Genomic DNA, 18591 nt, shown 5'->3' with positions numbered 1-18591 from the left:
TTCATTCTCCTACGATGAAGACCGGATGCGCGGATCGGCCAGCGCATTGATGATGTCTGAAATGGTCGTGGAGGCGACGAATATAAGGGTGCTGAAGAGCACCGAACCCATCACCACCGGATAGTTTCGCGTTGTGATGGAATCGATCACCAGCTTGCCGAGCCCGGGACGCGAAAAGACGATTTCGGTAAAAACGGCTGCTGAAAGCAGGAAGCCCATGCCGACGCCAAGCACCGTCACGGTGGGCAATATGGCGAGGCGTAGGGCGTATCGGAACGTAATCCAGTTTTCCGGCAGTCCGAACGCGCGTGCCGTGCGGATGTGGTTTTCACCCAGAATTTCCAGCATCGATGCGCGCACCAGCCGTGCAATATAGCCGACCCAGGAAAGGCCGATCGCGAAGGCCGGCAGCACCAGATGCCACAGCTGGTCCGGCAGGTTGCCCGGCTCGCCCGCGCCGATAGCCGGAAACCAGCGCAACTGAACGGCAAAAAACAACAGCGAATAGAGCGAAACAACAAAGGCCGGAACGGCAATGACACTGACCGACAACACGCCTGTCATACGGTCGATAAGCGAGTTGCGGCGAACCGCCGAATAGCAACCGAGAAATATGCCGAGCACCGCCGACCAGCATATGGCGGCGGCAATGAGCGACAGCGTATAGGGGACCTGGCCAAGGACGATTTCCGTTACCGAACGGTTTGAGAAAACGTCCGTGCCCAGGTCGCCGCGCAGCATGTTGATAAAAAACAGTCCGATCTGAACCGGGAGGGGTTTGTCCAGACCCATTCTTTCTTCAAGCGCCGCGCGCAATTCGGGAGAGGCCTTCGGTCCAAGCATCGTGCTGACCGGATCGCCGGGTATCATGTGTATGATCGCAAACAGCAGCGATACCGCAAGGATCGTTATGACCAGGGACAGACCCAGTCGTTTGATTATGTAGGTCAGCATTTATCCTCACCTCCCCGAAGACGTCGGTCCGGTTTGCATTTCACCGCTGTTCCAGAGTGACGGGAGGCAGCCGCCCCGCCTCCCGCTGGCTCATGTCACGCCTTCTGGAAATAGCGGTAAAGCGGCAATCCGTCGGGACGCAACGCCGGAACGATGGTATTGCGGTAGATATCCGGTGTCGCTTCGTGAGTGATGAACTTGTAAGCCCCGCTCTCTTCCATAATATCCTGCGCCCGCGCATACATGGCAGCGCGCTTGTCAGGATCGCCCTCGGCCTGCGCAGCAGCATGGATCTTGTCGAACTCGTCGCTGCAATGACGTTCCCAGTTCCACACGCCGGCCTGTTCGCAGATGAACCAGGACGTCGCGTAGTAGGGATCGGGGGTCATGGAGAAGCGGTTGAGAACCAGCTCAAGATCCTTGTTTTCACCAAGGTTCCAGAATGTGGCGCCCTCATGCATGCGCACTTCCAGCGCAATGCCGATTGCGGCAAGGTTCGCCTGGATGATCTGCGCCGTCGTCACATTGGCCGACTTGTTGAGAACATCGATGGCCAGCGACACATTGCTTTCGCCCGATTCGTCGAGCAGCTTCTTGGCCATTTCCATATCGGCCGCGACACCCGTCATCGGCTTTTCGCGATGTCCGGCAAGTCCCGGTGCGATGATACCGGTCGAGGGCTCTGCACCGCCGAAATAGGACGCCTGCATGATCGATGGTACGTCGATTGCGTGCTGGATGGCCTGACGGAGCTTTATGTTTTCAAGCTTCGGATTGTCGAGGTTCATCCCCACCCAGACGTAGAAAAGCGAGGGAAACTCGGCAACGGTGCTGTTTGCAGGCGGATCGGATTTCAGCCGTTCGAGTGAGTCGAGACTGACGCGCGTGAAATCGATTTCGCCGGCCTCAAAAGCAATCTCTGCAGCTTTTTCATCGTCTATGTGAAAGATCTGGATTTCATCGAAAGCGGCCGGATCGCCCTTCCAGTCAGGATTCCTGACGAGCGTCGTCTTCTGCTTCGATTCCCAGGATTTGTGCATATAGGGCCCGGACGTCGCGACCGGTTTTGTATCGATCTTCCCGCCGACGGATTCGAATGCCTTCTTGGAAACGATATTGCCGGTGATATAGGGTAGCGTGATGCTCCAGAGCGGCTGAAACGGATTTTTCAACACAATCGTTCCGCTGCGTTCGCCGGTTACCTCCACGTGGGAGAGCGGTCCCCAATCCGGCTTGTTGGTCGATTCGAGCTTGTCGTCGATGATGCGCTCGAAAGAATATTTGACGTCCTCGGCTGTCATCGCGCCGAAACCGTTTGTAAAGCCGATATTGTCCTTCAGCACAAAATTGATGTGCGTCGGGTCGACCTGCTCGATGCTCTCGGCTGCATCCAGCTGCCACGCCCATTCGCGCCCGGGCTTGTACTGGATCAGCTTGTTATAGATCGGGGCCTGGATTTCCTCGTCCACAACGCCCTGCGAGAACGCCGGATCAAGCGAACGCATATCCGCATAGGTGCGCGATTTCAGCGTTGTCCCGTCTGCCCAGGCGTTGCCGGAAAAACCGACACCGGTCGCGGCCGCGAGCCCGGTGGCCGTTGCACCCTGAAGGAACGACCTACGGTCAATCGGCATTTTGGTCCATTGAATGTTGGCTTTTTTCATTTGCGTCTCCTCCGCCAGATTGGATGGCTGGTGTTATGCATCCATTCCCGTCGGAGGTTGGCGGCTCCTGGCGCGAAGCGCAATTTCGCGATTGAGCGCTACTTTTAGCTGTTTTTTGCGAAATTCGCTTAAAGTCGCTAAACATACGCTTAGTTTTCAGGTAGCTCTGATATTTATTTTCAAGAGACGGGATGCCGGCCATTGGATCTGAGTGAAAATCTGCGTTTGCTGTGCGACTTCGAACACTCGGTTTCCGATGCGTGCCGGTCGATGGGCATCAACCGTCAGCAGTTCAGCAAATATCTCAGTGGCATCTCCAAGCCGTCGACGCGGAACCTCAACAAGATCTGCCATCATTTTCAGGTCCGTCCGTCGGATCTGTTTCTGCCGCATGATGAGTTCGCCAATAGCGAGATTATTGAAAGCAGGCGGCTGAATATCGACCGGCCCGTCCACGCAGGCCCCCGGTTCCGCGCTGCCTTCGACGGCCATTCACGAAGTCTGAACAAATATCTCGGCTACTACCTGACGCATTTCTATTCCTTCAGCTGGAAGGGGCTGGTGCTTTGCGCCCTTACGCACCTGTTCAACAGGGATGGTCAGATCTGCACACGCACCATCGAACGATCCTGGGATCCCGGCAGCAACGCGCTGTTCCTGTCCAAATATGACGGCCAGGTCGCGCTACTCGGCAACCGGCTGTTTGTTACAGAATATCAAAGCCTTGCCAAGGACGCGATTGTCGAAACGGTTCTCTATCCGGCGGGACGTGGCCAGCTCACCTACCTGCGCGGCGTCACGTTCGGCCTTTCCAGCCGTCAACGGAACCCTTACATGTCCCGCGTGGTCTGGCGCTATCTCGGCAGCAATATCGACATCAGATCGGCCATGAATTCGGTTGGCCTGTTCGACCCTGCAGCACGCAAGATCGATCCGCATGTCCTGCAGTTGCTCGGCGAACCGCAAGTGCGCGGTGCTGAGCTGCAATTCGATCTCGAACCCCATTGAAATCAAAATCGCTGGCTTGCGATTTTGCTGTCGGCATCTGTCTGTTGGGCATGGTGGCATTTATTCAGGTGCAGTTTCCGGCAGCCCTGAAATTTCATATTGCAAATACACAAATTCCCACTAATTATGCAAACGTATAATTAGTGACGGAGCAATAATTGGCCGATCATCGCCGCAAATTCAGCCGGGAACCGGCGTCGCAAAGAAGAGACGCCCTGATCCGCGCCACGCTGGCCCTGATCGCCGAAAAAGGGGTGCAGGCCGCGACCGTACGCGAAATCGCCAAAGCCGCGAACGTGACCCAGGGCCTTATCCGGCACTATTTTTCGACAAAGGAGGAACTGGTGTCGGCTGCCTACGAACAGCACATGGGCGAGCTGACCGATGCCACCCTTGCCTCGGTGCAATCTGCCGGACAATCACCCGTTGCGCGTCTGGCGGCCTATGTGGCGGCCGGGCTTCGGCCACCCATCGTTGATCCAAATGCCGTGTCGCTTTGGGCGAGTTTCCTCAACAGGGTGCGCCACGACGAAAGAATGAGGACGACACACGAGCGAACCTATCGCGACTTTCGCGACCAGCTCGAAGCGTTGATCAAGGACGCGCTGATGGAAACGGGAAAGAAGACCGATGAAAGGGAACTGCGCCGGCTTGCCATCGCCTGCAACGCTGTGATCGATGGATTATGGCTGGAAGGCGGGGCGCTGCCGGACACATTTGAACCGGACGAACCTGCGCAGATCGGCCTTGCTTCGGTGAGCGCGATCATCGGAATAGAACTTAAAGACGAGGTGGGCACATCATGAAGCGCACTGCGATAACGCGGCGGCTGGCAGGCCTTGGCGGCGCCAAATGGGATCTGCATTTGCGCGCCAGGGAACTTGCCGCGCAATGCAGGGATATCATTGAATTGACCATCGGCGAGCCCGACGTCCCCACCCCGCCGGAGCTGGTGGAAGCCGCATCTGACGCGATGCGGCAGGGGCGAACGGCCTATTCCAGCGGGCGTGGCGAAGCCGGCTTGCGTAGGGCTCTGGCTGAGCACTACACGCAAAGGACAGGACGCGAGATTGCTGCCGATCAGGTTCTGTGTTTTCCGGGAACGCAAACGGCGCTTTTTGCCGTTTTGCTGGGCGTTGCAGAAGCCGGCGACGAGGTTCTTGTCGGCGATCCGATGTACGCAACCTATGAAGGCGTTATCCGCGCCTGCGGCGCCACGATGGTGCCGGTTCCCTTGCGGCCTGAAAACGGATTTCGCATCGCCGCTGCCGACATTGCGGAAAGGATCACATCACGGACACGGGCGATCCTGATTACGACGCCGCACAACCCGACCGGCGCCGTCCTGACAACAGAGGATCTGGAGGCGATCGGGCAGCTGGCCCAATTGCACGATCTTTGGATCGTCTCGGATGAGGTCTATGCAGACCTTGTATTCGATGGATCCAGCTTCCGGTCGCCCCTTTCGCATTCGGGCCTTGCAGAGCGAGTGATCGTCGCCTCTTCCATCTCCAAATCCCACGCTGCACCGGGCTTTCGCAGCGGCTGGTGCATCGGCCCCGGGGAGTTCACCCGCAACCTGCTGCCACTATCCGAATCCATGCTGTTCGGCAATCAGCCTTTTATTGCCGATATGACCGAAAAGGCCGTTCGCGAGGGCTCGTCCGTTGCGTCGGGCATGCGGGACCGGTTTTCGGCCAGGGCAGCGTTGCTGACGCGGCGGCTCGCGGATGAAAGCCGCCTCGCGGTGCACCAGCCGCAGGCCGGCATGTTTGCCATGGTCAATGTCGCCGCCACGGGGATGAATGGCCGGGACTACGCACTGGACCTTTTGAACCGGGCTGGAGTTGCGGTCATGCCGGGAACATCCTTTGGCGCAACGATGACGGGCTGGGTCCGGGTGGCACTGACCATAGAGGACGATGGCTTTAACACCGCCTGCGACCGCATCATTGCCCATGCCAACGCAATTCGGGAAGACGTCGCATGACCAGTATCGGTGAAGCGCTGATAGCGCAGCTTGTCGCACGGGACGTCGATGTGGTCTTCGGAATTCCCGGCGTGCACACGGTGGAACTTTACCGCGGGCTGGCCGCATCCGGCATTCGTCACATCACGCCCCGCCACGAACAGGGCGCCGGTTTCATGGCGGACGGCTACGCGCGTATATCCGGCAAACCGGGGGTTGCCCTTGTCATCACCGGGCCCGGGCTTACCAACACGCTGACCCCGATGGCACAGGCCCGCGCCGATAGTGTTCCGATGCTGGTGCTGTCGGGCGTGAACGCCCTGCCAAATCTCGGAAAGGGACTGGGTCTCCTTCACGAACTGCCGGATCAGCGGGCCGTTGCCAGCAGTGTTGCAATCACCTCCGACCGCGTTGAAGACCAGGATGACCTTACACCCCTGCTCGACAAGGTATTCACGCAATTTGCCACAGCGCGTCCCGGGCCGGCGCATATCGAAATTCCGCTCGACGTTGCAAGGTTCGAATATGCGCAACCGATCGCTCCGGCGGCTGAAACCTCTCCGCCCCAGGCCAGCGACGACGATCTTGCAAGGGCCGCTGAATTGCTCCAATCCGCAAAGGCCCCGGTCATTCTTGCAGGTGGAGGCGCACGCGGCTCGAACGCCGATCTGCAGGCTCTTGCCGAGCGCCTTGACGCGCCCGTGGTGCTGACGGCCAACGCGCGCGGCATGATGCACCGCCACCGGCTGTGCGTACCGGCCAGCCCGAGCTTGGAGGCCGTGCGAAAGCTGATTGAAGATGCGGATGTCGTTCTTGCTCTTGGCACGGAGCTGGGCCAGACCGATTACGACGTTAACGCAACCGGGTCGATCGCACCGATGAAGTCATTGATCCGCGTTGATATTTGCCCATGGCAGTTACAGAGCTACGGGGCGACACTGGCACTGCGCGCCGATGCCGGCTCGACAATACGGTCACTTCTGGAGTTGCTGGCGGCAAATTCCGGGAATGACGGCACCGGCACCCAACGCGCCGAGGAAACGCGCCAAAAGGCATTCGATGAAATCGGCCCGGAAATGCGCACACTGGTGCAGCTTCTGGATACGATACGCGAAGCGGTGCCAGGCGCAATCATGGTCGGGGATTCCACGCAGCTCATCTACGCCGGCAATCTTTATTACGACCACGACCGGCCTGGCGGCTGGTTCAATGCCGCCACAGGATATGGCGCGCTTGGCTATGGCATTCCGGCGGCGATCGGCGCTGCACTCGCAGAGCCGAAGGCTCCTGTGTTGTGCATTACAGGCGATGGCGGGGCTCAGTTCACGCTGCCGGAGCTGATGGTAGCGGTCGATGAAAACCTGCCGATTACCTTCGTCATCTGGAACAATCACGGTTATCGGGAAATCGCCACCTGGATGAAGGCCGCCGATGTGACCGTCATTGGGTGCGATCCGACGCCGCCCGATTTTTCAGCGGTCGCCGCCTCCTGCGGCATCCCCTTCCGCCGCTGTGGAACCGAAGCCAAAGAAATAGCCGAGGCGCTGCGGAACGCAATGTCGGAGACCCGGCCTTCGATTGTCGAGATCGACGCTTCCGATTTTCCGTTTACATCCTGACTGCACGAGGACCCCGTGACCGATCATAGCTACAATTTCACCCGTGCGATTACCCGCCGACCCGCTGCCAGTATCGTAAGCGGACTGCGTGCCAGGGATATCGGAACCCCCGATCTTGACCAGATGCTGCGGGATCATGCGGCATATGTCGCAGCGCTGAAGAGCACCGGAGCAGAAGTGGTCGAATTGCCCCCACTCAACGAATTTCCTGATGCGGTCTTTGTCGAGGACACGGCGCTTTGCCTTCCGCAAGGGGCGGTTCTGATGCGCCCGGGCGCGGCTTCGCGCGCTGGCGAGGTGGACCATATGGAACCGGTTTTGCGCGATTGTTTTGAAGACATCCGCAAAATCGATGGACCCGGTTTCATCGACGGCGGCGATATTCTGGTGACCGGTCACGAGATATTGGTTGGCCGCTCGGAACGGACGGATGCCGCCGGTGTGGCGGAACTTGCCGCGGTCGTTTCCGACTGGGGATACAAACTGCGCGAAGTGTTTACTCCCGAAGGCGTGCTTCATTTCAAGACCGACTGCTCGCTTCTCGACGCCGAAACTGTACTTTCGACCAGACGTCTTGAGGCCTCGGGATGCTTCGAAGGCTACCGGGTGTTGAACACGACCGAAGGCGAAGAGGCGGCGGCCAATTCAATACGGTTCAACCAGTTGGTGATCATGCCGGCCGGATTTCCGCGCACTGCCGAAATGTTGTCCAACGCCGGTTTTGAGCTGGTGGAGATCAACAACACCGAATGCGCAAAGCTCGATGGCGGTATGTCCTGCCTGTCTCTGCGGTTCTAGAAAGAGCGCGGACTTATTTGGAATAACTCTAGACAATGGGGACGGCTTGTTGCGCAAACCGTCCCCGATGCTCGATCATGCACTTCGATAGAGTTTGGTCATTGAAAATTCGCGATGTCCGAGAGCTTCCGCTGCCGTGTTTCGGCCATTCGCCGTGCGGCATACCATGTCAATCAGCAGATCGCCCGCCTCATCCACCGTCATTTCCCGGCGCAGTATGCCCGACACATCCACATCGACATGTTCACTCATCGTGCGGACGGTGCGCGGATTGGCGGTGATTTTAATAACCGGGACGATGGGATTTCCGATTACATTGCCCTGCCCCGTCGGAAAGGTGTGAACCACGTAGCCGCCGGCCGCCATCAGCGTCACGCATTCGGCCGCGGCCGAGGAACTGTCCATGAAATAGAGCCCTTTGCCGGATTTCGGCTGCTCGGCCGGCTCCAGAATGTCGATGAACTGCGAGGTCCGGCCGATTTTCTCAAGATTGCCGAGGGCTTTTTCTTCGATGGTTGTCAGCCCACCCTCGATATTGCCCTTTGTCGGCTGGCTGTCGGAAAGGTCATCGGTCTGGTGTGCGAAGATCACTTCGTCCTGATAGGCCTTCCACATCTTGTACCAGCGCTCGCCGACATCCGTGTTGATCGCCCGTTTCTGGCAGATATGTTCGGCGCCTGTTATCTCGGACGTCTCTCCGAAACAGCCGTAGATTCCCTCAGGAAGCAGCTTGTCATACATGTTGCCGACCGTCGGGCATGAGCCAAGGCCGGTTGTCGTGTCGCTTTCGCCGCATTTGGTCGAAATCCACAGCTCGGACAGGGAGCACGCTTCGCGCTGAAGCTCGCTTGCATAGTGCACCATGTCCTTGGCCGCCCGCGAGGCATCCATGATGGTTTTGAGATCACCATTTTGCTCGATAGAAAACCCGACGACCGGCTTGCCGGTTTCGGCGATTCCGTCGACGACCCGTTTGGTCCAGGAAGGTTCGATGCCGATCACCACACAGGCGGCGACATTCGGGTTGCTTCCCGTACCGATCAAGGTGCGAAAGTGCAGTTCAAGATCCTCGCCGAACTGAAGCCGGCCATAGGCGTGCGGTATCGCAAGCGTGCCCTTGATATTGTTGGCAACGGCCTCGCTGGCCGCATTGGAAATGTCGTCGAGCGGCAGAATGACAACATGATTGCGCACGCCGACGCGTCCATTGTCCCTGCGATAGCCCTGAATTGTGGTGTTGGCATAGGTTTCGGTCATTGAGGCGGTCCTACCAGCGTTTTGTCTTGCAATTGTGGGTGTGAAGATGATCGCCCTTGGCCACATCGGAGATGATCTTGCCGATGTCCTCGCCATATTTGACGGCGGCATCCCCTTCTCTCAGATCCTTGAGCGCGATCTTGTGGCCGATCGGGACATCCGCATTTGCGGTCAGGCGGAACGTCGTGTTGTCCCGCGTCACGCAGCACAGCATGTCGGTATCGGCCGTAAGGCCTTCGATCACGACCACGCCGACATTGTCGGTATGATCGTGCACCAAAAGGTGGGGAATTTCGGACATTTGGTTCTCCTTACTCATAGGGCTTGAGGATGATCTTTGGCGCTTCCACCCGGCCGGCAAGAATGTCTTCAAAGGCCGATTGCCCATGGCTGAGCGGCCGCTGTTCGACCCAGTCGAGTGCGCCCATGCGCCCGTCGCAGATTGCCTGCGCCGTCGCGCGAAAGTCTTCATTTGTGTAGGTGTAGGTGCCGATAAACGTGATTTCCTGCAGCGTCATACGCCGGCAATCGAGACTGCCGGTGCCTTCGCCAAGGCCGATATGAACGATCACGCCACCGGGACGCGCGAGCGCAACGGCCAGCGATCGCGTCGCTGCAAACCCTACCGCATCGACGATCAGATCGAATTGGCTGCCTTCCTTGATATCCTTCGGATCGACGGCCCTGAGGTTGAGATTACGGCCGAGAAAATCCCGCTTTGCAGCGTTTGGTTCTGAAATCAGTATGTTTCCGGCATTGGCGGTCAGAAGGCTGAGAGCAGCCCCGACGCCGATCGCACCGCCGCCAATCACCAGGATTGTGGCCTCTTCGAGCGGGGTGAACAGAGCCCGCCGCGCCAGCCGGACGGCATGCCAGCCGCACGCGAACGGTTCTGCAAGAGCTGCCGCGTCAAACGGGATTTCATCGGGGATTTCGAAAAGATTTGAAGGCGGTACGGCAACCAACTCGGCAAATGCGCCTTCACGCGGCTGCATCGAAATGATCTGCCGATCGGGACATATATTCTCGCGTCCCGACATACAGGCCGCGCATGTGCTGCAAGCCACCAGCGGATTTACGGTAACCCGTTTGCCGGCAAGATCACCGGTCGTCACGGTCCCTGCAGCTTCATGGCCCAGGATCAAAGGCGGGGTTCGCCGTTCGTCATGCCCCAGAAACGCGTGCATGTCCGATCCGCAGATGCCGACGCTCTCAACCGCCACGACAACTTCATCGTCTTTCGCTTGAGGTTGCGGTACCTCCTGGTAGTCGAGACGCTTTTCTCCCTGATATACAAGTGCCTTCATTTTGCGGTGAATCCCCCATCCACCATCAGCACCTGACCGGTCACGAATGCAGAGGCGTGCGAACACAAAAAAAGCATGGGACCGTCGAGATCCTCCAATTCACCATTGCGACCGATGCATGTCTGCATGGCATTGCGTTCGGCCCTTTCCGGATCGTCGAATACGGCAGCCGTAAGCTCCGTCCTGAAAAAGCCGGGCCCGATCGCATTGACGTTGATCCCGAAGCGGGACCAGCATTCGGCCATCGCCCTGGTCAACTGTCCGATTCCGGCTTTTGAAGCGCCATAGGAAAGACCGCCGGGAAAGGCCCGTGTCGTCTGCAAAGAGGCAAAATTGACGATCCGGCCCCAGCCTTTTTCTTTCATCGCGGGCACAAAAGCCTGGCTAAGAAAAAACGGAACAGCCAGATTGAGGTCCATGGTCAGGTTCCAGCCTTCGGGAGTGACTTCGTCAGCGCTCTGGCGTGTATTGACACCGGCTGCATGGACCACAATGTCAGGCGCACCGAATTTGCCGATCACCGCATTCGCCAATGCATCAAGCCTATCGCGTTCGGCAAGATCGAAGCAAACGGTTGCCGTCTCACCTGCGGAGCCCATTTGCCATTCCTCCAACTGGTCGGCTCGGCGCGCGACGCCGACGACCCGTGCGCCGGCGTTCGCCAGCGTGTCGGCGGTCCGACGTCCAAGTCCGGAGCTTGCCCCTGTAACGCAGGCAACTTTCCCGCTCAGGTCAAAGAGTTTTCGGGCATCCATCGGCATTGCTTCACCCGTGTGCCGAAAGATCGAACGTCTCGTCCGGGAAATATTTCCGCAGGCGTATGTCAGCGGTCCGCGCATGGCCTTCCATGCCCTCCAGCCGGGAAATCCGTGCCGTAGCCTCGGCAACCGGTTTTGCTCCTTCGCGCGTCGCCCGCTGCCAGGTTACGATCTTCATATATTTGTGGACCGACAGGCCGCCCGTATAGCTGGCCGCTCCCGACGTCGGCAGCACATGGTTGGTTCCGGACGCCTTGTCTCCAAATGCGACTGTCGTTTCCTCGCCAAGGAACAGCGAGCCGTAGCACTGAAGCGTATCGAGCCACCAGGGCAGATCCTCGGCCTGCACCGTCAGGTGTTCGGGTGCATATTCATCAGCCGTTTCCGCCATCTCTTTGCGATCGGCGCAGAGGATAACCTCGGCATAGTCGCGCCAGGCCGCTTCGGCGTTCTTGCGGTTGGTTTCTGGCAAATCCGCAATCAGACCAGGCACCAGTTCCATGACCTTTTCGCCGAGTTCACGGTCATCCGTCACCAGCCAGACCGGAGAATTGTAGCCGTGTTCGGCCTGTCCGACGAGATCAGCCGCCACGATCGAAGCGTCGGCTGATCTGTCGGCAATAATCAGGCTGTCGGTTGGACCTGCAAACATGTCGATGCCGACACGGCCGAAGAGGATCCGCTTGGCTTCCGCAACAAACTGGTTGCCCGGCCCGACGAGAATGTCGGCCTTTGGCAGACCGAACAGTCCGAAGGTCATTGCGGCAACGCCCTGCACACCGCCCATGGCCATGATGGTGTCGGCACCACACAGATCAGCCGTATAGATAATCGCCGGCGCAATTCCGATATCGGCGCGCGGCGGCGAACAGGCAACGATGTGCTGGCAGCCGGCCACTTTGGCCGTCGTCACTGTCATGATTGCAGATGCAATGTGGCTGTAACGGCCGCCGGGCACATAACATCCCGCCGCATTACAAGGGATGCTCTTTTGTCCGGCGATCAGTCCGGGAACGATCTCGACCTCAATATCTTTCAGCGTTTCCTTTTGCGCCTCAGCAAACCGGCGGACATTGTCATGGGCAAACCGGATGTCCTGTTTCAGTTTCTCCGGCACCAGAGCAGATGCGGCATCGATTTCCGTACGACTGAGAACGACATTGCCGTCGTATTTGTCGAATTTGGCCGCATATTCCAGTGCCTTTTCATCGCCACCGGCTTCAATGGCGCTGAGGATTTCCTGCACGGTGGCCTGAACATCCGCAGCATCACTCGCTGAGGTCAAAGGCGCCTTTTTCAAATACTCTCGTGGCATCGGATAATCCTATTTGTAGATGTCTGGAAGCAATGTCGTGGAGATCGCCGGAATATAGGCAATGAGCAACACCACGATCAGCATGAAGAAAACGAATGGAACGGCCCGTGCCGCGATCTTGAGAATCGACTCCCCTGTCAGCCCCGAAACCACGAACAGGTTGAGGCCGAGCGGCGGGGTGATGAACCCGACACCAAGGGCGGTGATCATCATGATGCAGAACTGAATTTCGTTCATGCCGATATTGTCGGCAAGCGGTTTCAATATGGGGGCGAGGATAACAATATTGGGTGTGGTTTCCATCACGCAGCCCGCTGCGATCAGGATCAGGATCATCATCACGATCAGCATCGCCGGATCGTCAGTGACACCGGTCGCCGCAGCAACGAACCCTTGCGGAACGCCCATGATGGCAAGCGCCTGGGCCAGCGGCAGAGAGAACGCGATAATCGGCAGGATGACGCCGTTCACCTTGGCTGAGCCGATCAGCATGGCCGGAAAATCGGAGAGTTTCAGCGTACCCAGGACAAAGCCCATGATAATGGTGACAATAACCGCGGTTGCTCCGGCCTCCGTCGGCGTCAGCCGCCCGGAAAAAATGCCGTAGAATATGATCCCGGGCACCAGAAACGCGTACCAACCGGATTTCAGCGTTCGCAGCAGATTGCCGGACCACTCGCCAAACGTCATCGGATCCCCGCCCTCATAGGCGTAGATGCGATTAACAACGACATTGGTCACCAATATCGAAACAAGGATCGCCAGACCCGGAATGAGCGCCGCCAAAAACAATGTCGAAGCGGATATACCCAGCACAAGGCCGATGATGATATAGGCAATCGACGGCGGAATGAGGATGCCGGTACAGGCGCCCGCGGCGACGAGCGCACAGGCATAGGGCCGCGGATATCCGCTTTCCACCAGACGGTCGATCGTCATGCGGCCGACAGCGGCAGCGCCCGCCGCGTCAGAACCGGAAATGGCCGCGAACATGCCGCAGACAAGAACCGTTGCCGAGCCGAATCCGCCCTTCGTCCAGCAGGTCAGTGCCTCTGCAACATCCAGAAACTTGCGGCTCAGTCCCGTGCGCACCAGAACGTCTCCGGTGAGAATGAAAAGCGGGATCGCAGTCAGGGCAAAGGCATCGATGCCGTCGAACAGCGACTCGCCAAGCAGCGAAAGCGGCAGCGCTCCGGACATGATGAGCATGAGAATTGCCGCCGATCCGATGGCCGCCCATACGGGAACGGCCAGCGAGCAAAACAGCACAAAGATCAGAACCGGAAGATAAAAATCCCATCCAAGTTCGACGGTGTTCAATTGCTGGTTCCACAACATGGCAGCGCCCTCAATCGAACATCTTGTTGCCTTCGAAAACCGGCTCACCGGTTCGCAAGGCGCGAATGTCGTGGATGAAAGACTGGATCAGCCGCAGGATCATCAGCGAAAATCCGATCGGGACAGCCATGAGAAACCACACCATGGAAATACGCAGGCCGTGACTGACCGAGCCGAATTTCCAGGAAACCGCGACCGTTTCGAACGACCAGTAGAGAGCGATCAGCGCGACGAGAAACATGATGAGGTCGCCGAATATGTAAATCAGCGCCTTGGACCGGTTTCCGAGATAGTGGAGAATGACGTCGATACGGATATGCGCCCGCTCGCGCACCGCCGAGGCCGCACCGATCCACGCGAGATAGATGAAGGAGTAACGCACGATCTCCTCGCCCCATATCGATGAGAATGCAAAGACCTCGCGCCGGACCACCTCCACCGCCATGGTCAGAACGAGCATCACGTAAAAGACAAGAAGCGCCCACCGTTCCGCGTTCTGATTGAGTGTGTTGAACATTTCCTGCATCCCTTGCCGGAGCAATGAATTCCCGTTTCGGCAGCCGGACCGAAGTGTAGCCAGTCTATTGTGAAATCCGCCGGCGCCTCACGGAGGCGCCGGCTGAAAGAAGCCAAATCAGGCGTCGTGTACGTAGTAGCGGCTCTGGGTGCCAGCCGCCGCTTCGAGTGCGGCGAAGGCATCCATGGATCCGGCCAGTTCGGTCTTGAAACTGTCCCACTGCGAATTCTGATAACCGCCGGCTGCTTTCCATTCGCCGAGCTGATCGTCGGAAAGCGAATGGAACTCGACCCCGGATTTTCTCAATTCCGCCATGGCGTAGTTGCGTGCCGCCGGAACCTTGGCAAGATTCTGCTGTGCAGTGATCTCGGAGGCAAATTCAATGCCTTCCTTCACATCCGCCGGCAGGGAGTTGAACCACTCGAGATTACAGGAGTAGACCTGGCTGTCGGGAACCGCCTGCGTAAATGTGACGTGGCTCAAAATGTCCTTGAAGCCGAAGACGTAGAGCGCTCCGACGGACGGATCGAGCGCGTCCGCAACACCCTGCTTGATGGCCGACGGGGTCTCGCCCCAGGCGACAGGCGTCGGATTTGCCCCGACCATCCGGTAGTACTGTTGCAGCATCTTCGAGCCCGGCACCCGGAATTTCACGCCTGAAAGGTCAGCAGGCGTATAAACGGCGCCGGCGCCGCCCTTGCGCACCGCAACGACGCGAGGATCAATCACCACGTAGAACAGTGCCTTGAAGCCCTTCGCCTCGACCTTGGGATGTACGTCCTTTTGCCAGGCATCGGAATTGACGAGATTCACAAAACGCTGATTGGACCCGCAGAAGTAAGGCATGTTTATGAGGTCGACGGTTGGCGCAAAGGGTGCGAAGTTCGACAGCGAATGCTGTGCTGCCTGGATGGTTCCGCCCTGCACTTTCTGAGCCAGAGCACCGCCGGCACCGAGTTGCCCTCCTGGTGCAAGTTTCACATAGACCTTGCCGTTCGTCGCATTCTGTATGTTCTCCTTCAAATCGAGCTGAAGGATCGGATAACTGCGCGATGCGCCAAGAACATAGGCCGTCGCGATCGTCATTGTGTGATCGGCGGCCGCTTCGCGTTCCTTTTCTTCCTTGGCTGTCTGGGCAACTGCTTCAGACGACCAAAGTGTACCTGCGGCGCCGGCAACCATTGCGGCGGTAAATGCGCCGGCGCCGGCCAGTTTGAAAAAATTCCGGCGCTCGGCCGATTTCGGATTGTCCATCATGTGAGTGATCTCCTCCCTGGAAATTCAGTGTGTTTTGTTTTGCTCCTGCTGCTCCCTGGTAAGGATAGCCACGACAAAGGATATGGACGCAGCGAGCAGGAAAAGCATCTCGCTGATATCGTTCAGAAATGACGTTCCCAGAACCGCCCCAGCCACGACGTTTGCAAAGAAAACCGCAAAGAATGCGCCGGTAACGATGAGCATTGACTCCCTCCCTGGTCCGTCAGTCCGATGAGAACAGGGCGCAATGTAAGGGCTTACATTTTGAAATGCAAGCCCTTACATTGACATTTTGTAAAGGCTTGCACCGCAACCGGGTTGGCGATTATTTTGGTTGTGATAATTGACCGGTTAACGACTTTGGAGATTCGTTTGGAAAAACTGCAGCTTCCGACCCTAGAGGACGTAGCGCGGCAAGCCAATGTCTCCACGGCCACCGTCTCGCGATGTCTCAGCCGGCCCGACACTGTGAGGAGTTCCACCCGTGAGCGGGTCATGGAAGTCGTCAGCGAGCTGGGATACACTCCGAATTTCGGCGCTCAGGCGATGGCGGCGCGACGCACCAATACGATCGGCGCCGTCATTCCCACCATGGACAACGCGATTTTCGCCAAGGGACTGCAGGCTTTCCAGGAGGAAATCAGCAAGCAGGGCGCAAATTTGCTGGTCGCCAGTTCATCCTACAAGAAAGGTATGGAAGAAAAACAGATCAGATCGCTGATTGCCCGTGGCGTCGATGGTCTGCTGCTTATCGGCGACGACCGCGACAAGGAAATCTACGAATATCTCGAAAAACGGCACATCCCATATGTCCTGGCGTGGAACTATCGTGACAAAGCCCCGCATACCTATGTCGGGTTCAACAATTTTCAGGCGTCATACGACATGGCCAAACTCGTCATCGACTATGGTCATCGGCGCGTTGCAATGATCGCCGGGGTTACGGAAGGCAATGACAGGGCGTTCGACCGGCTGGCCGGTGTTCGCCAGGCGCTGAGCGACAGCAACATCCCGCAGGAGAGTTTCCTTGTGGTCGAGAGCGAATACAGCTTCGACGCGGCCGGCAACGCATTTGAAAAAATTGCCAACAACGAACATCGCCCGACGGCCATTATCTGCGGCAACGACGTTCTGGCAGTCGGCGCGATAATCCGAGCCAAATCATTGGGTATCAATATACCGGAAGAAATCTCCATTACCGGTTTTGACGATATCGAATTGTCAACGGTCGTCGAGCCGGGGCTCACCACCGTTCACGTCCCCCATCGCAGAATGGGCACTTCCGCTGCAAACGCGTTGTTCGCAGCGCTCAAAGAGCAGAAAACCAGAAGCAGAAAATTCGAAACCCAGATCATACAACGGCAGTCGCTCACTGCGCCGCGGAAATAAGCCTAGAGCGAGATGAGGTCAGCACTCCGGCAGGTTGACCGCCAGCCCGCCGAGGGACGTTTCCTTGTATTTCTCACGCATGTCGGCGCCCGTCTGGCGCATGGTTTCGATGCAATTGTCCAGCGGCATGAAGTGGCTTCCGTCGCCATGCAGCGCCAGGGAGGCCGCCGAAACCGCTTTGATCGCGCCGAGCCCGTTGCGCTCGATGCAGGGAACCTGAACGAGGCCCTTGACCGGATCACAGGTCATGCCGAGATGATGCTCCAATGCTATTTCCGCCGCATTCTCGATCTGCTCATTGCTGCCGCCCAGTGCCGCGCATAAACCGGCTGCCGCCATTGCCGAGGCGGACCCGACTTCCGCCTGGCAACCGCACTCCGCGCCTGAAATGGAGGCATTGTGCTTGATCAATCCGCCGACCGCTGCAGCCGTCAGCAAAATGGTATCGACACCGTCACGCGTGGCGCCGACGCAATGGTCGACATAGTAACGGATGACAGCCGGCACCACGCCCGCCGCGCCATTTGTCGGCGATGTGACGACCCGGCCGCCGGCGGCATTTTCTTCGTTGACCGCCATGGCGTAGACCGACAGCCAGTCATTGGCGACGTGCGGTTGCTGCGTATTGGAACCGGTCGATGACAATAGCCGCTGATGGATTGCCCGCGCGCGTCTCTTGACCTGCAATCCGCCGGGCAGTTCGCCGTCCTTTTCAAGGCCCCGTTCGATGCATGCGTTCATGACCTGCCAGACATCGTCGAGCCTCCTGGTCAAACTCTCTTCACCGAGAACGGCCGCTTCGTTGGCGCGCTTCATTTCAGCAATGGTCAGACCCGCGGCCTTGCCCATCTCAAGCATTTCGGCCGCAGAGCCGAATGGATAGGGATAGCCCACAATTTCCTGCTCGCGGTGCAGATCAATGTCCCCTTCCCTCTCCGAGGCGACGAGTTCGGCTTCGGTCATCACAAAGCCTCCGCCGATCGAATAATAGGTTTCCTCGAATATCACCGCGCGCGCGCCAACGACGCAGAGCTTCATACCATTAGAATGCAAATCCAGCGGCGGACCGTAGTCGAAGATCACATTGACGTCGGGGTCGAATGCGATTTCCGGCAGGCCCGGTGGTGTGATGCGTTTCAGTACATTCAGATCGGCGAGACATTTCTCGGCATGCGACAAATCGAGGTTGTGGGGTTCAAATCCCATCAGCCCGAGGATCACGGCTCTGTCGGTCGCATGTCCCTTGCCGGTAAAGGCGAGCGAGCCGTAGAGCGTCACTTCGATCTGGTCAATTTCGTTCAGTTCCAGTTGCTGCTCACCCATCTGGCGAAGGGTGCGCAAGAACGCGACCGCAGCCGTCATCGGCCCCATCGTGTGGGACGAAGAAGGACCGATACCGATCTTGAAAATATCGAAGACGCTCAAAAACATCGGCATCCGT

Annotated in this window: 18 protein-coding genes; 6 read left to right on the top strand and 12 right to left on the bottom strand. The window is 58.0% G+C overall.

The window, feature by feature from the left end; translation table 11 throughout:
• Positions 1-9: 9 nt before the first annotated feature.
• Together ABVT35_RS19720 and ABVT35_RS19715 are read right to left on the bottom strand one after the other, a co-directional pair.
• Positions 10-954, bottom strand: a complete 945-nt coding sequence (locus ABVT35_RS19720) for an ABC transporter permease (protein WP_368468677.1) — start codon at positions 952-954, stop codon at positions 10-12.
• Positions 955-1049: 95 nt separating this feature from the next.
• Entirely contained in the window at positions 1050-2618 is a 1569-nt protein-coding gene (locus ABVT35_RS19715; protein WP_368468675.1) for an ABC transporter substrate-binding protein, read from the bottom strand.
• Between the two features lie 201 nt (positions 2619-2819).
• Between ABVT35_RS19715 and ABVT35_RS19710 the strand changes: the two genes are divergently transcribed.
• From ABVT35_RS19710 to ABVT35_RS19690, 5 genes are all read left to right on the top strand, one after another.
• Positions 2820-3626 carry a helix-turn-helix domain-containing protein gene (locus ABVT35_RS19710; RefSeq protein WP_368468673.1) on the top strand — a complete coding sequence of 269 codons (807 nt, stop codon included), beginning with the start codon at positions 2820-2822 and terminating at the stop codon, positions 3624-3626.
• Positions 3627-3784: 158 nt separating this feature from the next.
• On the top strand, positions 3785-4432 hold the full coding sequence (locus ABVT35_RS19705) for a TetR/AcrR family transcriptional regulator (RefSeq protein ID WP_368468671.1): 648 nt from the start codon (positions 3785-3787) through the stop codon (positions 4430-4432).
• Entirely contained in the window at positions 4429-5616 is a 1188-nt protein-coding gene (locus ABVT35_RS19700; RefSeq protein WP_368468669.1) for a pyridoxal phosphate-dependent aminotransferase, read from the top strand. Before ABVT35_RS19705 ends, ABVT35_RS19700 begins: the two co-directional genes overlap by 4 nt.
• Positions 5613-7214, top strand: a complete 1602-nt coding sequence (locus ABVT35_RS19695; RefSeq protein ID WP_368468668.1) for a 5-guanidino-2-oxopentanoate decarboxylase — start codon at positions 5613-5615, stop codon at positions 7212-7214. The genes ABVT35_RS19700 and ABVT35_RS19695 overlap by 4 nt, the downstream gene beginning before the upstream one ends.
• A 15-nt stretch (positions 7215-7229) precedes the next feature.
• Positions 7230-8012, top strand: coding sequence for a dimethylarginine dimethylaminohydrolase family protein (locus ABVT35_RS19690; RefSeq protein ID WP_368468667.1), 783 nt, complete (start codon positions 7230-7232; stop codon positions 8010-8012).
• A gap of 75 nt (positions 8013-8087) precedes the next feature.
• Here ABVT35_RS19690 and ABVT35_RS19685 read toward each other — a convergent pair whose 3' ends face one another.
• From ABVT35_RS19685 to ABVT35_RS19645, 9 genes are all read right to left on the bottom strand, one after another.
• Positions 8088-9269, bottom strand: coding sequence for a UxaA family hydrolase (locus ABVT35_RS19685; RefSeq protein ID WP_368468665.1), 1182 nt, complete (start codon positions 9267-9269; stop codon positions 8088-8090).
• Positions 9270-9279: 10 nt separating this feature from the next.
• Positions 9280-9570, bottom strand: coding sequence for a UxaA family hydrolase (locus ABVT35_RS19680; protein ID WP_368468664.1), 291 nt, complete (start codon positions 9568-9570; stop codon positions 9280-9282).
• Positions 9571-9580: 10 nt separating this feature from the next.
• The gene (locus ABVT35_RS19675) at positions 9581-10576 is read right to left on the bottom strand and encodes a zinc-binding dehydrogenase (RefSeq protein WP_368468662.1); all 996 of its coding nucleotides are present in this window, start codon (positions 10574-10576) and stop codon (positions 9581-9583) included.
• Positions 10573-11331 (bottom strand): SDR family NAD(P)-dependent oxidoreductase, encoded by a 759-nt coding sequence (locus ABVT35_RS19670; RefSeq protein WP_368468661.1) that lies wholly within the window; start codon positions 11329-11331, stop codon positions 10573-10575. The genes ABVT35_RS19675 and ABVT35_RS19670 overlap by 4 nt, the downstream gene beginning before the upstream one ends.
• Positions 11332-11341: 10 nt before the next feature.
• Entirely contained in the window at positions 11342-12649 is a 1308-nt protein-coding gene (gene hisD / locus ABVT35_RS19665) for a histidinol dehydrogenase (protein ID WP_368468660.1), read from the bottom strand.
• A 9-nt stretch (positions 12650-12658) separates the two neighbouring features.
• Positions 12659-13987 (bottom strand): TRAP transporter large permease, encoded by a 1329-nt coding sequence (locus tag ABVT35_RS19660; protein WP_368468659.1) that lies wholly within the window; start codon positions 13985-13987, stop codon positions 12659-12661.
• Between the two features lie 10 nt (positions 13988-13997).
• Positions 13998-14504: a TRAP transporter small permease gene (locus ABVT35_RS19655; protein WP_368468658.1), complete on the bottom strand. Its 507-nt coding sequence runs from the start codon at positions 14502-14504 to the stop codon at positions 13998-14000.
• Between the two features lie 117 nt (positions 14505-14621).
• Positions 14622-15761 (bottom strand): TRAP transporter substrate-binding protein, encoded by a 1140-nt coding sequence (locus ABVT35_RS19650; RefSeq protein WP_368468656.1) that lies wholly within the window; start codon positions 15759-15761, stop codon positions 14622-14624.
• Between the two features lie 24 nt (positions 15762-15785).
• On the bottom strand, positions 15786-15965 hold the full coding sequence (locus ABVT35_RS19645) for a hypothetical protein (RefSeq protein WP_368468654.1): 180 nt from the start codon (positions 15963-15965) through the stop codon (positions 15786-15788).
• A gap of 168 nt (positions 15966-16133) precedes the next feature.
• On the opposite strand from ABVT35_RS19645, the gene ABVT35_RS19640 reads away from it, so the two are divergent.
• A complete protein-coding gene (locus ABVT35_RS19640; protein ID WP_368468652.1) occupies positions 16134-17150 on the top strand; it encodes a LacI family DNA-binding transcriptional regulator in 1017 nt (338 codons plus the stop codon).
• A gap of 18 nt (positions 17151-17168) precedes the next feature.
• Here the strand turns inward: ABVT35_RS19640 and ABVT35_RS19635 are convergent, their stop codons facing one another.
• Positions 17169-18581 carry an L-serine ammonia-lyase gene (locus ABVT35_RS19635; RefSeq protein WP_368468650.1) on the bottom strand — a complete coding sequence of 471 codons (1413 nt, stop codon included), beginning with the start codon at positions 18579-18581 and terminating at the stop codon, positions 17169-17171.
• Positions 18582-18591: the final 10 nt, after the last annotated feature.

Origin of the sequence: Hoeflea sp. TYP-13, from assembly GCF_040932035.1 — a bacterium.
In the GTDB taxonomy this organism is placed as follows: Bacteria; Pseudomonadota; Alphaproteobacteria; order Rhizobiales; family Rhizobiaceae; genus Hoeflea_A.
This window is presented reverse-complemented; position numbering and strand designations above follow the sequence as displayed.